At 71.7% G+C, this 21,916-nt stretch carries 17 protein-coding genes; 6 read left to right on the forward strand and 11 right to left on the reverse strand.

Annotated elements, in window-relative coordinates; translation table 11 throughout:
* Positions 1-125 precede the first annotated feature (125 nt).
* From ACIBJC_RS21975 to ACIBJC_RS21985, 3 genes are all read right to left on the reverse strand, one after another.
* A complete protein-coding gene (locus ACIBJC_RS21975) occupies positions 126-719 on the reverse strand; it encodes a TetR/AcrR family transcriptional regulator (RefSeq protein WP_399294917.1) in 594 nt (197 codons plus the stop codon).
* 82 nt (positions 720-801) lie between these two features.
* The gene (locus ACIBJC_RS21980) at positions 802-2,460 is read right to left on the reverse strand and encodes a class I adenylate-forming enzyme family protein (protein ID WP_399294919.1); all 1,659 of its coding nucleotides are present in this window, start codon (positions 2,458-2,460) and stop codon (positions 802-804) included.
* Positions 2,457-3,221 carry an SDR family oxidoreductase gene (locus ACIBJC_RS21985; RefSeq protein ID WP_399294921.1) on the reverse strand — a complete coding sequence of 255 codons (765 nt, stop codon included), beginning with the start codon at positions 3,219-3,221 and terminating at the stop codon, positions 2,457-2,459. Before ACIBJC_RS21985 ends, ACIBJC_RS21980 begins: the two co-directional genes overlap by 4 nt.
* Before the next feature lie 196 nt (positions 3,222-3,417).
* Between ACIBJC_RS21985 and ACIBJC_RS21990 the strand changes: the two genes are divergently transcribed.
* The gene (locus ACIBJC_RS21990) at positions 3,418-4,773 is read left to right on the forward strand and encodes an exo-beta-N-acetylmuramidase NamZ domain-containing protein (protein ID WP_399294923.1); all 1,356 of its coding nucleotides are present in this window, start codon (positions 3,418-3,420) and stop codon (positions 4,771-4,773) included.
* Between the two features lie 191 nt (positions 4,774-4,964).
* Positions 4,965-6,281 carry an MFS transporter gene (locus ACIBJC_RS21995; protein WP_399295183.1) on the forward strand — a complete coding sequence of 439 codons (1,317 nt, stop codon included), beginning with the start codon at positions 4,965-4,967 and terminating at the stop codon, positions 6,279-6,281.
* A gap of 92 nt (positions 6,282-6,373) precedes the next feature.
* Here ACIBJC_RS21995 and ACIBJC_RS22000 read toward each other — a convergent pair whose 3' ends face one another.
* Positions 6,374-9,220: a penicillin acylase family protein gene (locus ACIBJC_RS22000; protein WP_399294925.1), complete on the reverse strand. Its 2,847-nt coding sequence runs from the start codon at positions 9,218-9,220 to the stop codon at positions 6,374-6,376.
* Between the two features lie 252 nt (positions 9,221-9,472).
* On the opposite strand from ACIBJC_RS22000, the gene ACIBJC_RS22005 reads away from it, so the two are divergent.
* Positions 9,473-10,084 carry a hypothetical protein gene (locus ACIBJC_RS22005; protein ID WP_329824547.1) on the forward strand — a complete coding sequence of 204 codons (612 nt, stop codon included), beginning with the start codon at positions 9,473-9,475 and terminating at the stop codon, positions 10,082-10,084.
* 106 nt (positions 10,085-10,190) lie between these two features.
* Here ACIBJC_RS22005 and soxR read toward each other — a convergent pair whose 3' ends face one another.
* Positions 10,191-10,694: a redox-sensitive transcriptional activator SoxR gene (gene soxR, locus ACIBJC_RS22010; protein ID WP_399294930.1), complete on the reverse strand. Its 504-nt coding sequence runs from the start codon at positions 10,692-10,694 to the stop codon at positions 10,191-10,193.
* Positions 10,695-10,855: 161 nt separating this feature from the next.
* Here soxR and ACIBJC_RS22015 point away from each other — a divergent pair, with 161 nt between their 5' ends.
* Entirely contained in the window at positions 10,856-11,317 is a 462-nt protein-coding gene (locus tag ACIBJC_RS22015) for a MaoC family dehydratase (protein ID WP_399294932.1), read from the forward strand.
* A gap of 86 nt (positions 11,318-11,403) precedes the next feature.
* Here the strand turns inward: ACIBJC_RS22015 and ACIBJC_RS22020 are convergent, their stop codons facing one another.
* Entirely contained in the window at positions 11,404-12,036 is a 633-nt protein-coding gene (locus tag ACIBJC_RS22020) for a TetR/AcrR family transcriptional regulator (RefSeq protein ID WP_399294934.1), read from the reverse strand.
* Between the two features lie 68 nt (positions 12,037-12,104).
* Complete coding sequence (locus ACIBJC_RS22025; protein ID WP_399294936.1) at positions 12,105-12,392, reverse strand: YiaA/YiaB family inner membrane protein; 288 nt, start codon at positions 12,390-12,392, stop codon at positions 12,105-12,107.
* A gap of 213 nt (positions 12,393-12,605) precedes the next feature.
* On the opposite strand from ACIBJC_RS22025, the gene ACIBJC_RS22030 reads away from it, so the two are divergent.
* Together ACIBJC_RS22030 and ACIBJC_RS22035 are read left to right on the forward strand one after the other, a co-directional pair.
* A complete protein-coding gene (locus tag ACIBJC_RS22030) occupies positions 12,606-13,730 on the forward strand; it encodes an asparaginase (RefSeq protein WP_399294938.1) in 1,125 nt (374 codons plus the stop codon).
* Between the two features lie 89 nt (positions 13,731-13,819).
* Positions 13,820-14,857, forward strand: a complete 1,038-nt coding sequence (locus tag ACIBJC_RS22035; protein ID WP_399294940.1) for a DMT family transporter — start codon at positions 13,820-13,822, stop codon at positions 14,855-14,857.
* 196 nt (positions 14,858-15,053) lie between these two features.
* Here the strand turns inward: ACIBJC_RS22035 and ACIBJC_RS22040 are convergent, their stop codons facing one another.
* From ACIBJC_RS22040 to ACIBJC_RS22055, 4 genes are all read right to left on the reverse strand, one after another.
* Positions 15,054-16,406: an ABC transporter ATP-binding protein gene (locus ACIBJC_RS22040; RefSeq protein ID WP_399294942.1), complete on the reverse strand. Its 1,353-nt coding sequence runs from the start codon at positions 16,404-16,406 to the stop codon at positions 15,054-15,056.
* A gap of 58 nt (positions 16,407-16,464) precedes the next feature.
* Entirely contained in the window at positions 16,465-17,808 is a 1,344-nt protein-coding gene (locus ACIBJC_RS22045) for an MFS transporter (RefSeq protein WP_399294944.1), read from the reverse strand.
* Positions 17,808-19,340, reverse strand: coding sequence for a CitMHS family transporter (locus tag ACIBJC_RS22050; protein WP_399294946.1), 1,533 nt, complete (start codon positions 19,338-19,340; stop codon positions 17,808-17,810). Before ACIBJC_RS22050 ends, ACIBJC_RS22045 begins: the two co-directional genes overlap by 1 nt.
* Positions 19,341-19,491: 151 nt before the next feature.
* Positions 19,492-21,819, reverse strand: coding sequence for a molybdopterin oxidoreductase family protein (locus ACIBJC_RS22055; RefSeq protein ID WP_399294948.1), 2,328 nt, complete (start codon positions 21,817-21,819; stop codon positions 19,492-19,494).
* Between the last annotated feature and the right edge of the window lie 97 nt (positions 21,820-21,916).

Genomic DNA, 21,916 nt, shown 5'->3' on the forward strand with positions numbered 1-21,916 from the left:
GGGATGCAGGGTGCGTTACAGGCAAGGCGCGTTACGGGCGGGGCGCGTCACCGACGGATCGCGTCACCGGCGGGGCGCCCGGCGGGCAGGACGCCGGCGGGCAGGACGCCCGCGGCCCGGTCGGCTCACGGGCGCAGCGCGCGCAGCAGCAGGTCCGCGAGGTGGTCGGCGACCTGGCGCGGGGTGAGCGGGCCGTCCGGCCGGTACCACGTGGAGAGGTGGTGGACGGAGCCGAAGTGGTAGTCGACCACCAGGTCGGCCGGGGTGGCGGTGGAGAAGACCCCGGTGCGCTGGCCCTCCTCGATCAGCGCGCGGAACCGCTCGTGGTAGCGGCGCCGTTCCGTCCGTACCTGCTTGTTCTTCTCCGGGCTGAGGTGGTGCATGGAGCGGAAGAAGATCGCGGCGTCGTCCAGGTTGTCGATGGTCGTCACGACGACGTCGGCGGCGGCGTCCCGCAGCCGCCGCTCCACCGGCCCGTCCGCGTTCGCGAAGCCGTCGAGCCGTTCCTGCTGGAGGCGGAGCACCCGGGCGTAGACCTCCTGGAGGAGGTCCTCCTTGGAGCCGAAGTAGTGGTAGAGCGCGCCCTTGGTGACGCCCGCCGCCTCGACGATCTCCTGGACGGACGTCCGGTCGTATCCGCGCTCCGCGAAGAGCCGGGTGGCGGCGGCCAGCAGCCGCCGCGGGACGGGCTCGCCGTGCCCGTCCGTCGTCCTGGCCATCTGCCGCCACCCGCCTTCCGCTCCGTGTCACCCCCGGGGGACCCTTACGGGCCCGGCCAGGGGCTGTCCCCGCCTGGGACGCTCATGGGCGGGAACGCAGTTCCCGCCTGAGGATCTTCCCACTCGTGGTCTTGGGCAGCTCGGGCAGTATCTCGATGTCCCGCGGGTACTTGTACGCGGCGAGCCGCTCCCGGCAGTACGCGGTCAGCTCGGCGGGCTCCACCGTGGCGCCGGGACGCGTGCTGACGTACGCCTTGACGCTCTCGCCCCGATAGGCGTCGGGGACACCGATCACCGCGGCCTCGCGCACCGCCGGATGGGTGTAGAGCACGTCCTCGACCTCGCGCGGCCAGACCTTGAAGCCCGACGCGTTGATCATGTCCTTCTTGCGGTCGACGACGTAGAGCCAGCCGTCCGGGTCCATGAAGCCGATGTCGCCGGTGCGCAGTTCGCCGTCCGGGAACGTCTCGGCGGTCGCGGCCGGGTTGTTCCAGTAGCCGGTGACGACCTGGGGGCCTCGTACGGCGATCTCCCCCGGTTTCCCGAACGGAAGCTCGTCGCCCTGCTCGTCGAGGATCCGTACCACCGTGTCAGGACCCGGCACCCCGACCGAGAGCGTCCCCGATACCGGGTCCACCGGGGCCTCCCACTGGGGCGGTACGGAGGCGCAGGGCGCGGTGCACTCGGTGAGGCCGTAGCCGTTGCGCAGATACGGACCGAGCCCCGCGCGGAACTTCTCGACCAGCGCGGGCGGCAGCGGCGCGCCGCCCGAGGAGATCACCTGGAAGGAGCCGAAGTGCTCGCGGGTGACGTCCGGGTGGGCGGCGAGCGCCATGAAGGCGGTGGCGGGGCCGACGGTGTACGCGGGCCGGTGCTCGGCGAACGCGTCGAGGACGACGCCGGGCTGGAAGCGGTACGCGAGGGCCAGGGTGCCCGCGTTGGCGACGCACGCCGCGAGTTCGCAGACCATGCCGGTGATGTGGAAGAGGGGGGCGAGCGCGAAGTAGCAGGCGCCCTCGGCGAGGGGGTGGCCGGCCCGCTGGCGCTCGGCGTTGACCATGATGTTGGCGTGGGAGTTCATGGCCCCCTTGGGTTTGCCGCTGGTACCGGAGGTGTAGCTGATCAGGGCGGTGTCGGTGGCGGCCGGGTCGCGGTCGGCGGGGGCGGCCGATCCGCCGCGGGCGACGGCCAGCAGGTCATCGGTGTCATCAGGCGGCTGCTGCCGCGGGAAGCCGAGGACACGCGGGTCGTCGCGGGTCTGGAAGTCCAGTTCGCAGGCGGTGAGGGCGATCCGTACCGGCGAGGTGGCGGCCGTCTCGCGCAGGAACGCCTCCCAGGTGCGGTCCGCGCAGATCACGGCCGTGACCTGGGCGTCGGCGAGGACATGGGCGACCTCGGCGGCCTTGTACATGGGGTTGAGCGGGACGACGGTCGCGCCCGCCTTCCAGGCGCCGAGCAGGGCGAGGACGAAGTGCGGGGTGTTCTGGAGCATGATCGCGACGCGGGCGCCGCGCGCGAGACCCCGGGCGACGAGATGACCGGCCACGGAGTCGGAGAGCGCGTCGGTCTCGCGGTAGTCGAGCCGCCCGTCGAAGTACGCGAGCGCGGTGCGCTCCGGGGCGCGCAGGGCGGCGGCGCGCAGGGCGTGCACGAGCGAGGCGGGCGGGTCGAGGGGGGCCCGCTGGGCCTCGTTGAGCCGGCCGAGCCAGGGCTGGGCGGAGTAGATGGACGCGGTGGTCACCTGGCGCCTCCTTCCCACTTCTGCTGTATGTGGTTCATGGTGGAGAGCCAGCGGTCGGGGTCACCGGCGCGCGCCTCGTAGAAGCCCGCGACCTCGGGGTGCGGCAGTACGAGGAAACGGTCCTCCGCCATGGCGTCGAAGAGCGCGTCGGCGACGGCCTCCGGTTCGATCGCGGTGGGGGTGAGGACGAGTTCGCCCGCGCTCCCGGTGGCGGCGAGCATGTCCGTACGGACTCCCTGCGGACAGATGGCGTGGACCTTGAGGCCGCGGTGACGGTAGGTCAGCGACAGCCACTCGGCATAGGCGAGCGCGCCGTGCTTGGTGACGCTGTACGGGGCCGCGCCGATCATGGTGAGCAGCCCGGCGGCGGAGACCGTGGAGACGAACCGGCCCGCGCCGCGCTCCAGCCAGTCGGGCAGCAGGACGCGGCTCGCCCGGACGTGCGCCATGACGTTGACGTCCCAGGCGGTCGCCCAGACGTCCTCGTCGGCGAACGCGTCGCCGCCGGAGCCGATGCCGGCGTTGGCGCAGTAGATGTCGACGGTGCCGCCGAGGGCGTCGCGGGCCTCGGAGACGACGAGGGAGGCGTCGCCGGGGACGGCGGTGGCGCCGATCTCGTCGGCGACGGCGGCGGCCTTCCCGGCGTCGAGGTCGTTGACGACGACACGGGCGCCCTCGGCCGCGAATCTGCGGGCCAGGGCGGCGCCGATGCCACCACCGGCCCCTGTGACCACAACCCCTGCACCGTGCACCGCGCTCATCGGGCCTGCCTTTCGGGCGTTCCGTTCTCCGTCACGGACTTCCGGACTTCGCACTTCCCGTAAACAGACTAACCGGTCGGTATGTCGCGGGGAAGAGAAGCGGAAAACCGCCGGGGCGGCCTCGTTCCCCCAGCGGGCACGGGGCGCTAGCCTGCGTGGCCATGACAGACGACCGCCGATCCACGGAGGTAGCGCGATGAGCCTGTCCAGACGGGGATTACTGGCCGCCGGGGGCGCGATCGGTGCGACGGGAGCGGTCGGCACCACAGGAGCGGTCGGCGCGGCAGAAACCACAGGAGCCGCAGCAGCCACCGGTGCGGCAGGCGCGGCAGGAACCACAGGCGCGGCAGAGGCCCCCGCGCCGCCGGTCGCGTCGCGCTCCGGACACGGCGGCACGCGCCGTACGCGCGTACGGACCGGCTTCGACCGGCTGGCCGCCGACGGCTACCGGCTGCTGTCCGGCCGCACGGTCGGCGTCGTCACCAACCCGACCGGGGTCACCGCCGACGTACGCCACATCGTGGACGTGATGCACGCGGACGACCGTGTGCGGCTGACCGCCGTCTTCGGCCCGGAGCACGGCTTCCGGGGTACGGCGCAGGCGGGCGGCTCGGAGGGGCGGTACGACGATCCGGCGACCGGGCTGCCGGTCTACGACACGTACCTCAAGAGCGGGCAGCCGCTGGCGGACGTCTTCACCGCCTCCGGCGTCGACACCGTCGTCTTCGACATCCAGGACGCGGGCGCCCGCTTCTACACGTACATCTGGACGCTGTACGACTGCATGGAGGCGGCGGCGCTCGCGGGCAAGCGGTTCGTCGTGCTGGACCGGCCCAACCCGGTCACCGGCCGGGCGGCCCTCGGCCCGGTCCTGCGGCCGGAGTTCGCGACGTTCGTGGGCCGCAGGCCGATCGCACAGGCCCACGGCATGACGGTCACGGAGCTGGCGCGGCTCTTCAACGGCGAGTTCCTGGCACGGCCCGTCCCGCTGGAGACCGTACGGATGTCAGGGTGGGCACGGGGCGACTTCTTCGACGCGACGGGGCTGCCGTGGGTGCCGCCGAGCCCCAACATGCCCACGCCCGAAACGGCGTTGGTGTACGCGGGGACCTGCCTCTTCGAGGGGACGAACCTGTCGGAGGGGCGCGGCACCACGCGCCCGTTCGAACTGCTGGGCGCTGAGGGCCTCGACGGGCGCTGGGCCGAGGCGGCGAACGCGCTGGAGCTGCCGGGGGTGCGCTTCCGTGAGGCGTACTTCGCGCCGACCTTCTCCAAGTTCCAGGGGAAGACGATCGGCGGGGTCCAACTCCACGTCCACGACCGGGAGTCGTTCGATCCGGTACTGACCGGGATCGGGCTGCTGGTGACGGCGCGGCGGACATGGAGCGGGTTCGCCTGGCGCGCCGACCACTGGATCGACAAGCTGACGGGATCGGCGGACGTCCGCACGATGATCGACGCGGGTGCGGAGCCGGACGAGGTGGCCGACGCCTGGCAGAGTGAACTGGCCGCGTTCCGTGCCGTACGGCGGAGGTATCTGCTCTACCGGTGAGCCGAGGAGGAGGGGGAACACCCCTCCTCCCACACCGGCACCGCGCGTCGCGCCGGGCCAGGCACCGAGGGCCCGCGACGACCGCGCGGCCGATAACAGTCGGTAGTGCCGTGATTTCCGAGCGTGCCCAACAGGCGTCGTTGACCGTCCCGTTCGGCGGCCGTGAGAGTGCCTGTGTGATCGACAACACTCTGTCCCCCACGTCCTCGGATCCCGCCGCGGACCCGCCGGAGCGCGCGGCGAGCCCGGAGAGCGCGCACCGGGTGGCCGTGGCGAGTTTCATCGGCAACACCGTCGAGCTCTACGACTTCTTCCTCTACGGCATGGCGGCGGCGCTCGTCCTCGACGACGTCTTCTTCCCCAACCTCTCCCCCCTCAACGCCACGCTCGCGTCCTTCTCCACGTACGCGGTCGCCTTTCTGGCCCGCCCGATCGGCTCAATCGTCTTCGGCCATTTCGGCGACCGGGTCGGCCGTAAGTCCGTCCTGGTCGCCTCGCTGCTGCTGATGGGCCTGTCGACCGCGCTGGTGGGGCTGTTGCCCGGCTACGCCACCCTGGGCGTGTGGGCTCCCCTGCTGCTCGTCCTGCTCCGCTGCCTCCAGGGCATCGGCATCGGCGGCGAGTGGGGCGGCGCGGTGCTGCTCGCCGTGGAGCACGCGCCGCGCGGCCGGCGCGGTCTGTACGCGGCGTTCCCCCAACTCGGCCCGCCCGTCGGGTTCTCCGCGGCCACCGGTGCCTTCTGGCTGGTGTCCGCGTCGCTCGACGAGGCGGCTTTCGCGAGCTGGGGATGGCGCGTTCCGTTCCTGCTGTCCTTCGTCCTGGTCGCCGTCGGTCTGGTGGTCCGGCTGAAGATCAGCGAAACCCCGGTGTTCGCACGGTCCGTGGCGAGGCAGGAGGCGAGCAGGGCGCCCACCCTGGAGCTCTTCCGGTGCCATACGCGGGAGTTGCTGCTCGGCGCGGGCGCGATGGCCGTCGTGTACGCCCTCTTCTACACGTCGATGACCTACAGCCTGTCGTACGCGACGACGACCCTGGGCGTGCCGCGCACCACGATGCTCAGCCTGTCCCTGGTCGCCTGTCTCTTCCTCGCGGCCGGTATCTGGCTCGCGGCCACCCGCTCCGACTCGGCGGGGCGGCGCCGGCCCGCGCTGCTGGGCTGCGGGCTCGCGGCGGTCTGGGGGCTGCTGCTGTTCCCGCTGCTCGACACCGGGCGGCCGGTGCTGATGGCGCTGGCCCTGGGCGGCGCGACGTTCTGCGTGGGTGTGGCGTCAGGACCGATGGGCGCGTACCTGCCGGAGCTGTTCCCCGCCCGTGTCCGCTACTCGGGCGCGTCCCTCGCGTACAACCTGGGTGGTGTTCTGGGCGGCGCGGTCTCCCCGTTGGTCGTGCCGCGCCTCCAGCCGGCGTTCGGTTCGGCGTCGGTGGGCTGGTACGTGAGCGCGATGGCGGTGGTGTCCCTGCTGTGTGTACGGGCGCTGCCTGAGACGCGGGAGCGTGAGTTGGGCTGAACTCTGCCGTTCGCTCCCGGGGCGCCCCGTGGGCCGGGCCGGACGGTCCGGTCCGGTCCGGCCCACGGGTCATCCCCTCGGCGGTACGTGGCTCATCGGTGCGAGGGGAACTCCACCACCTGCTGATACGTCGGCCGGTTCTGCCAGTTGATCTTCGGGTGGGTGATGCCGCCGAGCGCCCGGTGGATGATCGTGTCCGTGCACCACTGGTCGCCGGCCGAGCAGGAGTCGTCGCCCGGGTAGACCGTGTTCGCCGGTACCGCCGCCGCCGTCTTCAGGGTCGTCAGCAGGACGTCACGGCAGGCGCTCAGCGAGCCGCCGCCGCAGTAGGTCTTCGGCGTCGCGCTCTGGACGGGGTCGCCGAGGACCTGCCGGAGGTCCTTGTCGACATATCCCCACCAGCCGTACTGGAACGACGAGCCGCTGTGCGCGCCCGTCGGGCCGTGACTGGAGGCCGGGGACTCGTCGACCGGCAGGGAGGCCGTGAGCGCGGTGTAGAGCCCGTCACCGAGGCCCGGCTTGAACTGCGCCTCCACCAGCCTCGGCCACCACGCGTCCATCGTGCGGACCGCCGCCGCGTTGCCGTACGTGTGCGAGCCCTGCGCGGTCTCCTTGCGGAGCGCGCCGGCCGTCCGCCAGGTCTCCAGTTGCTGGACGACCGTGTTGAGCGCGGAGTCGGTGACGGGCGCCGAGCGGATCACCTTCAGCAGCTCGGGCAGCACCTGCTCGCCCCTCAGGTCCGCCAGGGCCGCGTTGGCCATCGCGCGGGTGAGGGAGGCGCGGGTGACACCGCCCGCCGCGACCAGTTTCGCCACCCGGTCGTCGAGCAGATCGCCCCGGTGCACCGCGCCGTAGCCGAATCCGGCGGCATCGTAGTCCTTGGCCTGCCGGTTGTTCCAGGAGATGTAGTAGTCCTGCCCGACCGACCGCGGGTGCTGGGCGAAGGGGGTGTACGCGGTCTCGTTGTACACCGGGTCGAAGCCCTGCCATTCGTACGCGCGCTCCGCCTTCACCGGGAGCGAGGCGTCGACACCGGCCGCCCGTACCGGATTCAGGCCGCTGTTGTAGTAGGCGGCGGTGCGGGAGTCCGCGTAGAACCAGTTGAAGGCGTAGCCGACCTTGTGCGCGGCCTGCTGGAAGGCCGCCGCGTCCGTCAGGTACGCGGGGTCGTTGAACATCTGGAAGCCGATGATCGAGTCGGCCTCGTGGCGGTAGGTGGTGCGCAGCGAGGTGTACGCGACGGGCTTGCCGGCGACGGTCGCGCGGTGCGTGACCATGCCGTACTTGGTGCGCCAGACCTGGAGCCGGTAGGAGCCCTCGGCGGTGGAGTCGGCGGTGGTGGGCTTCCAGGCGTTCTTGCGCTCCATCTTCTCCATGGGGGTGCAGACGGAGCGGAAGAGGTACGACGTGGACGTCCTGGTGGGGGCCGATCCGTCCGGCTCGCACAGTTCGACCGCGTAGGTGTCGGTGATGTCCTGCTGCGAGGAGGTCGCGCTCCACGCGTAGTCCTGGCCGCGGCCCATCTGCACGTACATCCCGACGCCCGCGAAGGAGACGCCGCGGGCGCTGATGCCGGGGCCCTGGAGTTCCTGGAGCATCATCAACTGTGGCGCGAAATAACCGGTTTGAGGGCCGAACACGGCGATCGGGTTGCCGCTCTTCGTGTGCGCGCCGGAGACCAGCAGCGCGTTGGACATGCCGCGCTTGGCGGAGAGGGACCCGGCCGGGAGCACACCGTCGTCGAAGATGCCCTGGAGCGGCTTGAGCTTCTCGGGGGTGTCGACCGGGTCCAGGGCCGGGGTGACGGCCGAGCCGGTCCTGTCGTACACGAGGGGTTCGGCGGTGACGGAGCCCGCGTCGGGCAGGGCGGTGCCGCGCGGCTGATCGGGCTTCTGCGCGTACGGGAAGCTGGTGCCGTCGTGGATGGTGAGGACGGCCTCGGGGTCGTTGCGCTGCCGGAAGGACTCCCAGACGGCGGTGCCCTCGGCCACGCCGTACTTCTGCTGGGCGGCGAGGAGGGAGAGCGCGGCCGGCACCTCACCGCCGCCTCCGCCGCCGAACTGACCGCCGACGACGGACGCGATGGAGATCAGGTCGGTGAGCTTGAAGGGCTGGATCTCCCCCACGTTGGTGATGGAGTCGATCTTCCCGGTGAGCACGTACTCGCCGGGGAAGTAGCGGCCGTCCTTGGCCTTCTGGCGGTAGGCGTTGATGCCGTCGATGTACGCCTGGGCATCGGCCATGGCCTGCTCGCCGCGGGCGCCCTCGGTGGTCCTGATCCGCTCGATCTGGGCCTCGTACTCGGCTTCGGTGTACGGGGCGGCGGGCCAGAACTGCTGCTCAAGGCCCTGGTTGGCGAGGGCGCCACCGGCAAAGGAGGTCAGTTCGCCGCGGCCGATGTGGCGGAAGAGGTCCATCATCCAGAGCCGGTCCTGACCCGCCGCGTAGCCGGCACCGAACTCGGTGCCGTAGCGGGTGGTGCCCTTGATGTGCGGGACGCCGGTCTTCTTGTCGCGGGTGATGGTGACGTCGGAGCGCGGCGAGGTGACGGACTCGACCTGGTCGGACGGTACGCCGAAGGAGGCGTCGTTGAAGAAGTCGGTGACCTTGGCGTCGGTGAGACCGTCCTGTCCGGCCACGAGGGAGTCGTAGCGGCCGAGCTGGTCCGAGGCATGGGCGGGGAACGTCCCGAACAGCCGGTTGCCGAGGATCTCGGCGAGGGTGGCGTTGCCGCTCTGTCCCGGCGGCAGGATGTCGGCGCACTGCCCCTGACAGTAATCGGGGTCGGCCGCCGCGGCGGCCGTGGTGGGGGTCCTGGCGGGGTGCGCGGCGGGTGCGGCGGTGGCCTGCGTCTGGGGCGTCAGCAGGGCCGCGCCCAGCGCGAACACCGCGGCGGCGGTGAGGGTGGCGCGGTTGAGTCTTCCGGTGCGTCGTCGCATGGGGTGCTCCTCGGGGAGGCCGGTGCGCCGGAGGTTACCGACGGTATGACCCGTCGGTAAGGTGAACATCAGTCACCTTTTCCGGATCCTCACACCCGAAAGGGACCACGGTTCCTGTGAATCGGATTCGAACTTCACTCGATATGAACCGGAATGACCAGATCCATGGCTGCCATCTGTTTTTTGATGGAGCCGAATGGGGCAGGCGTACGTCCATTCCTCAACGCCGAACAGCGACGGAGGTGGCAGGCGATGGCCGGATTCCGGAGTCTCGCGAGACAGGTGCGCGATCCGCGGTGCGACCTGGCCTTGCGACGGTATTCACTGCGCAAGTGCCTGGAGCGGTTCGCCCCTTATGGACACCGGGCGACCTGGGACCATCTGTGCGCGAGGCACAGCATGGAACCGGAGGACAGGGCGCCGGACCCGGCGCGGCTGACGGCCGCGCTGGAAGAACTGGAAGAGGCGCGGGCCGTCTGGCTCGCGTACGAGATGGAGTTCGCCGAGCGGCGCAGGCGCGAGAAGCACGACGGGCTGAGGCGGCCCGGGAGCTGCGACGACTGGCATCGGCGGACGTGGGGCGGGAACGGCGTCGCACGGTGCGACGATCCGGCGGTCCATCCGTCGGAGTCGCTCGCCGAGGTACTGCGCCGGCTGATCTCGGGGCTGAAGAGCGGTCCCGGCGCATCCTGCCCCGTCTGCGCGGAGCACGGGTTCGTCTGGCGGCCCGATCTCTCGAACGAGCCGTGGTCGGGACCGGTCTGCACGGGGTGCGGCATCGTCGTACCCCTGCCCGTCCTCACGTCCGAGGCGCTGGCCCGGGCGAAGCGCATGCGGCTGAGGGATCTGGCGTCGGTGGCATAGGGCCTGTGGGGGCGAGTTCGGGACACGGCACGCCCCCACGGTGTCGACCCCGCGGAGTCGCCCCTACGGAGTCAACCTCGGGAGTCGGCTCGGCGCCGGCCCGGTGTCAGCTCGCGGCCGGGCCGGAGTTCCCGGTGGCGCCGTTCCCGGTGGCACGGCGCTCCGGCATCAGGCGTGAACCCGTGATGCGGTCACCGAAGACGTCGTCGGGGTTGGACAGGACACAGGTCTCCAGGGAGAGACAGCCGCAGCCGATGCAGTCCGTGAGATGGTCCCGCAGCCGGCCGAGCTGCTTGATGCGCTCGTCCAGCGCCGCGCGCCAGGCCTCCGAGAGCCTGGCCCAGTCGTCACGGTTCGGTGTGCGCTCCTCGGGGAGTTCCGCCAGGGCGTCCCGGATGGTCGCGAGCGGGATCCCGACCCGCTGGGCCGCCCGTACGAAGGCCACACGGCGCAGGGTGTCGCGGCAGTAGCGGCGCTGGTTGCCGCTCGTCCTGCGGCTGGTGATCAGCCCTTTGGCCTCGTAGAAGTGCAGGGCCGAGACGGCGGCGCCGCTGCGCGCCGACAACTGTCCGACCGTGAGTTCGCTGATCGTCTCCGGAATCTGTGGCACCTCTCGGAGCCTACTGCCCTCGTTGACATCGGCGCGCTCGCGCAACATGCTCATGCTGAGCAAGCGCTTGGACAGGCCTGCGGGCAGACGTCGTACGGGCAGACGTCCTACGGGCAGACACGAGCGGGTCTTCCGCTCCTTCGAGAGGCGGCACCAGGGACATGGCCGAGCCGAGGATCTTCACCTCAGCCGAGGAGCTGCGCGCCGGGGTCGGCGAGCAGTTGGGGCACAGCGACTGGCTGGAGGTCGACCAGAAGCGGATCGACCTCTTCGCCGAGGCCACCGGCGATCACCAGTGGATCCATGTGGACCCGGAGCGCGCCGCGACGGGCCCGTTCGGGACGACGATCGCGCACGGCTATCTGACGCTGTCGCTCCTGCCCGCGCTCGTACCGCAGGTCGTGCGCGTCGAGAACGTGAAGATGGGCATCAACTACGGGACGAACAAGGTCCGTTTCCCCTCCACCGTGCCGGTCGGCTCGCGGCTGCGCGCGACGGCCGTCCTGAAGGACGTCGTGGAGGCGGGCGGCGGCGTACAGATCACCACCCTCGTCACCATCGAGCGCGAGGGCGGCGACAAGCCGGCCTGTGTGGCGGAGTCCGTGTCGCGCTACTTCTTCTGAGACGCGCCGCCGGGCCCTTGAGGCGCGCCGGGGCCCTCCGGTGAGACGCGCCGGGGCCCTCCGGGGCCGACCGCCGCGCCCCGGGTCTACCCGGCCTTCCGCGCGGCGACCATGCGCAGGACGAGGCCGGCGTAGAGCGCGCCGACCTCGTCGGGCGTCCGGGGGCCCGCCGCGTTGAACCAGCGCGCCACGTCGATGCAGAGCGAGAGCACCGCGAGCGTCGTCCCCGGCACGTCGGGGACATCGAACTCCCCGTCGCGTACGCCGTCGACGAGGATCCGCCGTATCGCCGCGTTGCTGCTGCGCCGCAGTTCGACGATCTCCGCGCGGTGCTCGGCGCCGAGCGCGTCCAGCTCGTACTGGACGACCCGCGCCGTGGTGTGCCGCTCCGCGTGCCAGCGGACGAAGGTGCGTACGGCGTCGGAGAGCCGCTCCGCCGCCGAGCCCTCGCCGTCGGCCGCCGCCGTCAGCAGCCCCAGGGCGCTGTCGTGGCCGATCCGGCTGATGCGGTGGAGCAGCTCTTCCTTCGTCTTGTAGTGGATGTAGAGCGCCGCCGGACTCATCCCCGCGCGTCCCGCGATGTCGCGGGTGGTGGTGGCGTGGTAGCCGCGCTCCGCGAACGCCTCGACGGCGGCGACCAGCAGCTTCCTGGCCGCCTCCGGGGTGACCTCACCCCACGGCGTGTTCTCGCCGTCCGCCTCCTGCTCCGCCGCGCGCATCGCACGCCCCTTCCGTTCGGCCGTCCATTCGACAGGACGCACACCATACCCCGGCAGTGAGCAAGCGCTTAGAGCTTCTGGAAGGGGTCGTGCTCGGCGAGGATCTTCTCCAGCCTGGCCTGGTCGACCCGGCTGACGAGCTGTCCGGCCTCCTGGCGGTCCCTGATCACCTTGGCGAGCGTGAACGCCGAGGTGGTGAGGTAGAGGACGGCGACGGCGAGGAAGCCCCGCACCCAGGCGCTGGCGTCGAGCTTGACGATGCCGACGGCCATGGCCACGAGGGCGAGGCCGAAGGAGGCGACGGCCTGCGCGTAGTAGGCCGGGGTGATCTGCTGCTTGACGGGTGTGTCGCTCATGCGGGACAGCTTCCGCCGTGGTGGCGGGGGCCACATCCGTACCCGTACTCAGAGCCGGTACTCAGGGCCGTCGCAATCGCGCGTTCACGATCGCCGAATGCACCCGCAACACGCGTAAGGGAAATTTCCTCTCATCACACCTGTCACATCGCGCACCTGTCCTGATCGCAGATCGGTGCCACCGCACGTCCTGGCCGAGGAGACGATTCACCGATGCGCAGACTTGCCCGCCGTTCCACCGTGTTGCTCACCCTCCTCTCCGTCGCCCTGGGTACGACCGCCTCGGTCGCCAGCGCCGAGCCCGAGAAGAAGCGGCTGCCGAAGATAGCCGTCATCGGCACCGGCGGCACCATCGCCGGGGTCAGCAAGAGCCGGGTGTCCTTCCAGGACTACGAGGCGGGCAAGCTGCCCGTCTCGAAGCTGGTGGGCGATCTGAAGCCCGAGGTGGACGCCGTCGCGAACGTCTCCACCGAGCAGTTCGGCAACAAGGGCTCCAGCGGCTACACCCTCGCGGACTTCCGCCGGCTCACCGCATCGGTCGACGCCGCGCTGAAGAAGAACGACGGGGTCGTCGTCACCACCGGCACGGACACGATGGAGGAGTTCGCGTACTGGCTGGACCTGACGGTCCGCAGCGACAAGCCCGTGGTCCTCACCGGCGCGATGCGGCCGTGGACGGTGATCGGCACCGACGCGCCCGCCAACCTCTACAACGCGATCCAGCTCGCCGCGAGCCGCCGGACCACCTGTTACGGCACGGTGCTGATGCTCAACGACGAGATCCAGGCGGCGCGCGAGGTCCGCAAGTCCGACGCCCTGCGGATGGACACCTTCACCAGCGGCGGCAGCGGCCGGCTGGGCGTGGTCGACCAGGACAGGATCCGGCTGAACCGGGCCCCGGCCCGCGTCGAGAACTGCGGCAGGAAGAGCTGGGCGACGCCGTTCGACCTCGACCGGATCACAGGGAAGAACAAGGCGCTGCCGAAGGTCGAGATCGCCTACAGCTACCAGGAGGCCGGGGGCGAGGCCCTGAAGGCGCTCGTCGACGCGAAGGCGGCCGGAGTCGTGACCGCGGGCACCGGGGCGGGCGGCATCTCCCCGGCCATGTCCGAGGCGCGCAAGAAGGGCGTCGAGAAGGGCGTGCTGTTCGCGTCGACCACCCGTACCGGATCCGGCGCGGTCTACGACGCCGGTACGGACGGGGTCATCGGGGCGGAGGACCTGACCGCGCAGAAGGCCCGCATCCTGCTGCTGCTCTCGCTCGCCGCCACCGACGACCAGAAGCAGATCAGGAAGTGGTTCGGCACGCTGGGCACGGCGCAGTTCGTCACGCGGTAGTCCAGCCTACGAACACCGGGACGGGTGGGCGAGGGGCCTGCCCCGATATTGCGGTGAGAACCGGAGCGCCGTCGGCGTACGTTCCCCGCATGACGTCTGCGCCCGGTTCACCCGGCTCCTCCGGCCCGCCCGCCTCTCCCCCGTCCCGGCTGCCCTGGCTCCCCCTGGCCGCGGCGGGGGTGACGGTCCTCCTCTGGGCCTCGGCCTTCGTCTCGATCCGCAGCGCGGGAGAGGCGTACGCGCCGGGGTCGCTGGCCCTCGGACGGCTGCTGGCCGGGGCGCTGGTGCTCGGCCTGGTCTGGCTCGTACGGCGCGAGGGCCTGCCGCCGCGGGCCGCCTGGCCCGGGATCGCCGTCTCGGGGCTGCTCTGGTTCGGCGTCTACATGGTGGTGCTCAACTGGGGTGAGCAGGAGGTCGACGCGGGAACGGCCGCGATGGTCGTCAACATAGGCCCGGTCCTCATCGCGCTGCTCGGCGGCCGGCTGCTCGGCGAGAGCCTGCCGCCCCGGCTGCTGGCCGGCATGGCGGTGTCGTTCGCGGGCGCCGTGGCCGTGGGTCTCTCGATGTCGGGCGAGGGGCACGCCTCGGTGCTCGGGGTGGCGTTGTGTGTGCTGGCGGCGATCGCGTACGCGGGCGGGGTGGTGGCCCAGAAGCCCGCGCTGGCACACGGGAGCGCGCTCCAGGTGACCACCTTCGGCTGTCTGACGGGCGCGGTCGCCTGTCTGCCGTTCGCGGGGCAGCTCGTCCACGACGTGGCGGACGCGCCGCTGTCGGCGACGCTCAACATGGTCTACCTGGGTGTGTTCCCGACCGCGCTGGCGTTCACGACCTGGGCGTACGCCCTGGCCCGTACGACGGCCGGCCGGATGGGCGCCACGACGTACGCCGTCCCCGCGCTGGTCGTGCTGATGGCCTGGCTCGTCCTGGACGAGGTGCCGGGGCTGCTGACGCTCGGCGGCGGCGCGCTCTGTCTCGCCGGGGTCGCGGTGTCCCGCTCGCGTCCGCGCCGCCGTACCACCGTCGTCGCACGCGGCACCGAGACGACGGACACGAGCCCGGATACGGATACGGCCGCGACGTCCGCCCCGGCCACGACCGACTCGCGCCGGAGCGCCGCCGGTGACTAGAAGGCGGTGACCGGAAGACGGTGGCTAGAAGACGGTGGCTGGAAGAAGGCGACCAGAAGACGACCAGGGCGCGCGGCCTCCCCGCCCCGCGAGCATGTTCTCGAAGCGTCGATGTCCTCCGCCGTGCCGGCCGGGACGGTGTCTTCCGTCCTGCGCTTCCGTCCTGCGCTTCCGTCCTGCGCCGGGCCCACACGCGTCAGGCGTCCAGTCCGGGCTGATCCCTCGGGGCGGGGCAGATCCGCCGGCCGAAGTCGTCGAAGACGTAGAGGTGGGCCAGGTCGACCAGGAGCGGCACCTGCGCGCCCGTACGCAGCCGCATGTCGGGGCCGGTACGGACGACGAGGTCGCTCGCGGCGATGGCGGCGCGTTCGGGGCTGTGCGCGGCGGGCTCCTGCCCGGTCATCGGCTCGTCCACGGCCACGCCGCCGCTCTTGCCCGAGCCGTTGCCGCCGGCCGCCCGGCCGCGCAGCCGGTCCAGCAGCCCCGGGCCGCTCTTGCGGCGGCGTACCGCGGACTTGGGGCGGGGCGATTCGAGGTCGGCCACCACGGCGGGCCGCGACCCGATGTTGAGATGGACGAGCGCCTCGTGCCCCTGGTACTCCATGTGCTCGACGATGCCGCTCAGCGCCACCTCGCCCGGCCGGGCCTGGCTCGGCGGGGCGATCCTGGCCGCCTCGGAGCGCAGGCCGACGATGATCTGCCGGCCCTGCTGGATTCGGAGCAACTGGTGGTCGGAGCTGAGGGGCTGCGGAAGCGGGAGCCGCTGGCGGCCGAGGTCGATGGACATCCGGCCGTCGAGCGGCGCGTGGACGACGGCCTGGAGCAGGTTGATCCGCGGGGTGCCGATGAACGCGGCGACGAACACGTTCTCCGGCAGCGCGTACACCTCGCGCGGCGCGCTGACCTGCTGAAGCACCCCGCCGCGCATCACCGCCACCCGGTCGCCGAGGGACATCGCCTCCGCCTGGTCGTGCGTCACGTAGACGGTGGTGACGCCGAGTTCGGCGGTGAGCTGGGCTATCTCGGCGCGCAGATGGCTGCGGAGTTTGGCGTCGAGGTTGGAGAGCGGTTCGTCCATCAGGAAGGCCGAAGGGCGCCGGGAGATGGCCCGGCCCATCGCGACGCGCTGGCGCTCGCCGCCGGAGAGCTGGCTCGGATAGCGGTCGAGGACGCTCTCGATGCCGAGCATCCTGGCGGTGGCCTCGACGCGCGCGGTGCGGTCCTCGCCCGGGTTCTCCAGCCTGAGCGGGAAGCCGATGTTCTCGCGGTTGGTCATGGACGGATAGAGCGCGAAGTTCTGGAACACCATGGCCATGCGGCGTTCCCGTGGCGGCATGTGATTGGCATATTCACCGTCGAGGAACAGATCTCCCTCGGTGATGTCCTCAAGCCCGGCGATCATACGGAGCACGGTCGATTTACCGCACCCCGAGGGGCCGAGGAGCACCAGGAACTCGCCGGGCGCGATATCGAGCGAGAAACGGTCGACCGCGCGGGTCGTCCGTCCGTATGCCTTGCCGACGCTGTGCAGGGAAATGGCGCGAGTCATGAATGGTTCCGCCCGGAAGAGGAAGGTGGAGCGGCTGCGAACGCCTGAAGTTAGCCGACTACGCGCGGTCAGGGAATGATTCGCGCGAAGGTTCCACTCCACTCCCACCACCGCTCCCACTACCACCCCTACGTCCGCCCTCGCCAACGCCCTTACGTCCGGCCTTACTTCCGCCCACACCTCCGCTCCGCGCCGTCTCCGGTTTCCGGGGCCCGAGGGCTGCCGCGCCCACCAGCAGCGCGCCGAGCATCAGGAACGGCGCGCCCGTGCCCGCGACGCCCGCGACCAGACCGGCGGAGGCGGGTGCGGCGACCTGCCCGAGGCGGTTGCCGGTGAGGCGCAGGGCGAGCGCGGTGGAGCGGGCCCCGTCCGGGGCGGCCCGTACGACGGTCGTCATCGACAGCGGCTGGCCGACGCCCAGGCAGAAGCCGAGCGCGGCGAGCATCAGCGCCAGGCCCCGGACCGGTACGGGCAGGGCGATGCCCGCGCACAGCAGTCCGCCGAGCAGACAGGTGGCGGTGAGCAGGACCCTGCGGCCGACCAGGCGCAGCATCGGGGGCATCACCAGGCGGCAGGCGATGGTGGCGGCGGCGCGCAGGCTGAGCAGGGCGCCGATCACGGCGGGCGCGATGCCCCGTTCCTCGCCGATGACCGGCAGATAGGCGGTGAGGATGTCGGTGGCGGAGAGCACGGCCAGGCTGATGAAGATCCCGGCGGGTACGCCCCTGGTGCGCAGGATGCGGTGGACGGGGACCCGGCCGCCGCTCCGGTCCGGCGCGACGGCGGGGGCAGGGGGTTCGACGCGCCACAGCGCCGTGAAGGAGACCGCGGCAGCGGCGGCGGCGAAGAGCAGCGCGAGCGCGCTCGTACGAGCCATCTCGCCGCCCTGGCCGGAGACGGCGAGGCCGGCCGCGGCGGGTCCCGCGAGCTGGCCGAGGGAGGCGCCGATGGTGAAGTGGCCGAAGTTGCGGTCCTGTTCGGCGGGGGCGCTGCGGCGGGCGACGATCGACTGGGCGCCGATGACGAAGCAGAGGTGGCCCAGGCCCATCACCCCGCTCCAGGCGGCGAGTTCGGTGAGGGAGCCCGCCAGTCCGCTGAGGGCGCACCCGCCGGAGATCAGGACGACGCCGATGACGAGCAGCGGGGCGCAGCGCCCGTGGTCGGTCCTGCGACCGAGCGGTACGGCGGCGAAGAGGGGCAGCAGCGCGTACACGGCGGTGATCACGCCGATGGCGCGTTCGTCGGCGCCGACCGACAGCGCCCGGTAGGAGACGGCCGGCCGCGCCATCGACACCGCGCCCTGGGCGAACGCGAAGGCGATGACGAGGCGCAGCAGCCAGCTTCTCCCACCGGGCGGCGCATCATGTGCGGGGGCCTTGGCCGTTGCGCGGGCCTTGGCCATCAGACGATGCCGAAGAGGATCCCGGCGCCGAGGACGACGAGCGCGGTGAGCGCGGCCCATTTGACGGTGAAGCGGGTGTGGTCGCCGAACTCGACCTTCGCCATGCCGACGAGGACGTAGACGGCGGGGACGAGCGGGGACGACATGTGCAGCGGCTGGCCGACGAGGGAGGCGCGAGCGATCTCCAGCGGGGAGACGCCGTGCGCGGCACCGGCCTCGGCGAGGACGGGCAGGACGCCGAAGTAGAAGCCGTCGTTGGACATGAAGTAGGTGAGCGGCAGGCTCAGCACGCCGGTGACGATCGCCATGTGCGGGCCCATGCCGTCGGGGATGGCGCTCACGAGCCAGTCGGCCATGTTCTGGACCATACCGGTGCCGGTGAGGACACCGGTGAAGACCGCGGCGGCGAAGACCATGCCCGAGACGTTGAGGACGTTGTCGGCGTGGGCGGCGATACGGGCCTTCTGCTCGGCCATGTTGGGGTAGTTGACCGTGAGGGCGAGGGCCGCGCCGAGGAGGAAGAGCACCGGGATCGGCATCAGTTGCAGGATCATCATGGTGAGGAGCGCGATGGTCAGCCCGGCGTTGAACCAGTAGAGGCGGGGGCGCAGGGTGGCGCGGTTGGGGTCGAGCCCCTGGAAGCCGTCGTCATCCGCCTCGTCGCCCTCGTCGGCACTACCGGTGCCGGTGCCGGTGCTGCCGGCCGTACCGGCTCCTGAGACGCCACCGTCACCCGTACCCGTACCCGTACCCGTACCGGCACCCGAACCCGTACCGGAGCCCGTACCCGAACCGGCGCTCGTGCCCGTGCCGTTGCCGCCACCGGTCTTCACGAGAAGCTGCTCGGTCTTCGTCCCGGACGTCTCGTCCGGCGTCTCGGTGACCGTGTCCGTCTTCAGCGCCTCGTCCAGCGTCAGCACGCCCAGCCGCTTGCGCTCCCGGATGCCGAGCACGTACGCGAGGATCAGCACGCAGAGCAGTCCGACGGCGAGCGCCGGGATCATCGGGACGAACACGTCGCCCGCGTCCACCTTGAGCGCGGTGGCGGCGCGGGCCGTCGGGCCGCCCCAGGGGAGAGTGTTCATCACGCCGTTGGCGGTGGCGGCGACGCCGGTCATCACGACCCGGCTCATCCCGAGCCGTTTGTACAGCGGGTACATCGCGGAGACGGTGATCATGAAGGTGGTGGAGCCGTCGCCGTCCAGCGACACGATCGAGGCGAGCACCGCCGTTCCGACGACGATCCGCATCGGGTCCGCCTTGCAGAACCGCAGGATGCCCCGGACGATCGGGTCGAAGAGCCCGACATCGATCATCACGCCGAAGTAGACGATGGCGAACATCAGCATCGCGGCGGTGGGCGCGAGGTCGCCGACGCCCTTGATGACGTAGTCGCCCAACTGCGCGCCCTGTCCGACAATGACGCAGAAGAGTGCTGGTATGAGCACCAGTGCCGCGATGGGCGACATCTTCTTCATCATGATCAGCACCAGGAAGGTGGCAATCATGACGAAGCCGAGGATGGTCAGCATTTGGGAGGCCCCTCACGTTCACCTTTGAACTGCCGCCGGGGGCGGCGGTGCGGATGACGTTAGGGCGCCGTTCTGCGCGTTAACAAGATGTTGACATGCGAGCAATACGAGCAGAACCCCAGGTCACGGCAGGGTGATGGGAGCGTCACGGTCAGCGCGCACCCGGTGCGGCGGGGATCGCGGGAGCCAGTTCGACGGGGAAGCCGTTGAGTACGGCCGTACCGGAGAGCGGGTCGAGCCGGGAGCCGTCGAGAAGCTGGTTGACGTTGACGCCGGGCCGGGTGCGCGCCACGGACGTCCTGGTGCCGGGGCGGTCGTGGCCCCAGCCGTGCGGCAGGCTCACCACACCGGTCCGTACGGCGTCGGTGATCTCCACCGGCGCCTCCAGCGCGCCTCCGTCGGCGGTGATCCTGGCGAGGTCGCCGTCGTGGAGTCCGATCCTGGCGGCGTCCTCGGGGTGGATCTGGAGAGTGCAGCGGTTGGAACCGCCGTTCAGCGCGGGGACGTTGTGCATCCAGCTGTTGTTGGAGCGGAGGTGGCGCCGCCCGACCAGGACGAGCCCGGCGGGCCGCCCGGCGAGTGCGGCGCGCAGCCGGGGCAGATCGGCGGCGATCGGCGCGGGCAGCAGCTCGATCCGTCCGCTGCGGGTCCGCAGCGGTCCGGGCAGGCGCGGGCGCAGCGGGCCGAGGTCGATGCCGTGCGGATGCGCCAGCAGCCGCGCCAGGCCGAGCCCCGCCGTACCGGCGTCCATGCCCGCCGTACCACCCCCCGCCCCTGCCGTACCACCGCTCGCCCCCGCCGTACCGGTGCGGAAGCCGTCCCCGTACGGGCCGAGGCGCAGCTTCAGGTCGAGCCGGCGCTCCGGTCCGCTCTCCCCCGTGAGGAGCGCGGCCAGCTCGCCGGGGTCGCGTCCGTGGACCGGTGCGCCCGGGTCGGCGACGGCCTTGCCGAGTTCCCGGCCGATCGCCAGGTCGTCCACGGTGGCGGGGTCGGCGCCGTGCGCCCCGCTCACCGCGAGGATCAGCCGGGCGTGGATCTCGCTCTCGTCGAGCCGCCCCTGCTCCAGCGGGACGGCGGCCCGGGTGTAGCGGACCTGGTTGTGTACGGCGAAGCCGTTGAAGGCGAAGTCGAAGTGGGCGCTCTGGGCGGGTGGCGGCGGGGGAAGGACGACATCGGCGTGACGTGAGGTCTCGTTGAGGTACGGATCGACGCTGACCATGAAGTCCAGCCCGGCCAGGGCCCGGTCGAGCCGGTCGCCGTCGGGCGCGGAGAGCACCGGGTTGGCGGCGAGGGCGATCAGCGCGCGGATCCGGCCCTCGCCCGGGGTCTCGATCTCCTCGGCGAGCGCGGCGAGCGGCAGCTCGCCCTTGACCTCCGGGTGCCCGGCGACCCTGCTGGCCCACCGGCCGAGCGCGAACCCCTTGCCGGGCCCGGGCGGACGCGGCGCGCGGTCGGTGGCGGAGAGGGGGAAGAGCGCGCCACCGGGCCGGTCGAGGTTCCCGGTGAGGATGTTCAGTACGTCGACGAGCCAGCTCGCCAGGGTGCCGTGCTCGACCGTGCAGCTCCCGATACGGCCGTAGACGGCGGCGGTGGGCGCCTCGGCGAGCTCCCGGGCGAGGGCGCGGATGTCCTCGGCGGTCAGGTCGCAGGCCGGGGCGACGGCCTCCGCGGTGAAGTCCCGTACGGCCTCCCGTAGCTCGTCGATCCCCTCGGCGAGCTCCGCGAGCGGCCCCGGGTCGGTGAGCTTCTCCTCGAAGAGGACGTGGGCGATCGCGGCGAGCAGCAGGGCGTCCGTGCCGGGGCGGATCGCCAGGTGCCGGTCGGCGAGGCGCGCCGTCCTGGTGCGGCGCGGGTCGACGACGGTGAGCGTGCCGCCCCGCTTGCGCAGCGCCCTGAGCTTGCCGGGGAAGTCGGGTGCGGTGCAGAGGCTGCCGTTGGACTCCAGCGGGTTGGCGCCGAGGAGCAGCAGATGGTCCGTACGGTCCAGGTCGGGTACGGGGATGGCGAACGGGTCCCCGAAGAGCAGCCCGCTGGAGACGTGCTTGGGCATCTGGTCCACGGTGCTGGCGGTGAAGAGGTTACGGGTGCGCAGCGCGCCCAGCAGGAGCGGCGGGTAGAGGGCCCCGGCGACGGTGTGGACATTGGGGTTGCCGAGGACGACGCCGACGGAGTCCGGGCCGTGCTCCTCGGCGAGCGGGCGCAGCCGGGCGGCGATCAGGTCGTACGCCTCCTGCCAGCTCGCCTCCCGCAGCTCGCCGCGCGAACCGTCGGGACCGTACGCGCGTACGAGGGGGAGGCGCAGCCGGTCGGGGTCGGCGTCCAGCTCTCCGAAGGAGGCGCCCTTGGGGCAGATGAAGCCCCGGCTGAAGATGTCGTCGCGGTCGCCCCGCGCGCCGGTGACCGTGGTGCCCTCGATGGTGAGGGTCAGTCCGCAGGTGGCTTCGCAGAGGGGGCATATGCGCGGTGCCGTACGGGCCATGATTCCTCCGGGGGCGGCGGCAGCGGTGACGCGCGGGCGGCGCTCGGTCGGACGGCGCGCACCCCCTGAGCATACCGACCGGTACGGATGACGGAAG

The organism is Streptomyces sp. NPDC050509 (genome assembly GCF_044457965.1).
Lineage (GTDB): Bacteria > Actinomycetota > Actinomycetes > Streptomycetales > Streptomycetaceae > Streptomyces.

Bases quoted from the DNA above. Each gene is read 5' to 3' on its own strand.
- ACIBJC_RS22045 (WP_399294944.1), bottom strand. From the start codon at position 17,808: ATGGCCAAGGCCCGCGCAACGGCCAAGGCCCCCGCACATGATGCGCCG.
- ACIBJC_RS22040 (WP_399294942.1), bottom strand. From the start codon at position 16,406: ATGACTCGCGCCATTTCCCTGCACAGCGTCGGCAAGGCATACGGACGG.
- ACIBJC_RS22020 (WP_399294934.1), bottom strand. From the start codon at position 12,036: ATGCGCGCGGCGGAGCAGGAGGCGGACGGCGAGAACACGCCGTGGGGT.
- ACIBJC_RS21975 (WP_399294917.1), bottom strand. From the start codon at position 719: ATGGCCAGGACGACGGACGGGCACGGCGAGCCCGTCCCGCGGCGGCTG.
- ACIBJC_RS22025 (WP_399294936.1), bottom strand. From the start codon at position 12,392: ATGAGCGACACACCCGTCAAGCAGCAGATCACCCCGGCCTACTACGCG.
- ACIBJC_RS22035 (WP_399294940.1), top strand. From the start codon at position 13,820: ATGACGTCTGCGCCCGGTTCACCCGGCTCCTCCGGCCCGCCCGCCTCT.
- ACIBJC_RS22015 (WP_399294932.1), top strand. From the start codon at position 10,856: ATGGCCGAGCCGAGGATCTTCACCTCAGCCGAGGAGCTGCGCGCCGGG.
- ACIBJC_RS22030 (WP_399294938.1), top strand. From the start codon at position 12,606: ATGCGCAGACTTGCCCGCCGTTCCACCGTGTTGCTCACCCTCCTCTCC.
- ACIBJC_RS22005 (WP_329824547.1), top strand. From the start codon at position 9,473: ATGGCCGGATTCCGGAGTCTCGCGAGACAGGTGCGCGATCCGCGGTGC.
- ACIBJC_RS22050 (WP_399294946.1), bottom strand. From the start codon at position 19,340: ATGCTGACCATCCTCGGCTTCGTCATGATTGCCACCTTCCTGGTGCTG.
- ACIBJC_RS21985 (WP_399294921.1), bottom strand. From the start codon at position 3,221: ATGAGCGCGGTGCACGGTGCAGGGGTTGTGGTCACAGGGGCCGGTGGT.
- ACIBJC_RS21990 (WP_399294923.1), top strand. From the start codon at position 3,418: ATGAGCCTGTCCAGACGGGGATTACTGGCCGCCGGGGGCGCGATCGGT.
- ACIBJC_RS22000 (WP_399294925.1), bottom strand. From the start codon at position 9,220: ATGCGACGACGCACCGGAAGACTCAACCGCGCCACCCTCACCGCCGCC.
- ACIBJC_RS22055 (WP_399294948.1), bottom strand. From the start codon at position 21,819: ATGGCCCGTACGGCACCGCGCATATGCCCCCTCTGCGAAGCCACCTGC.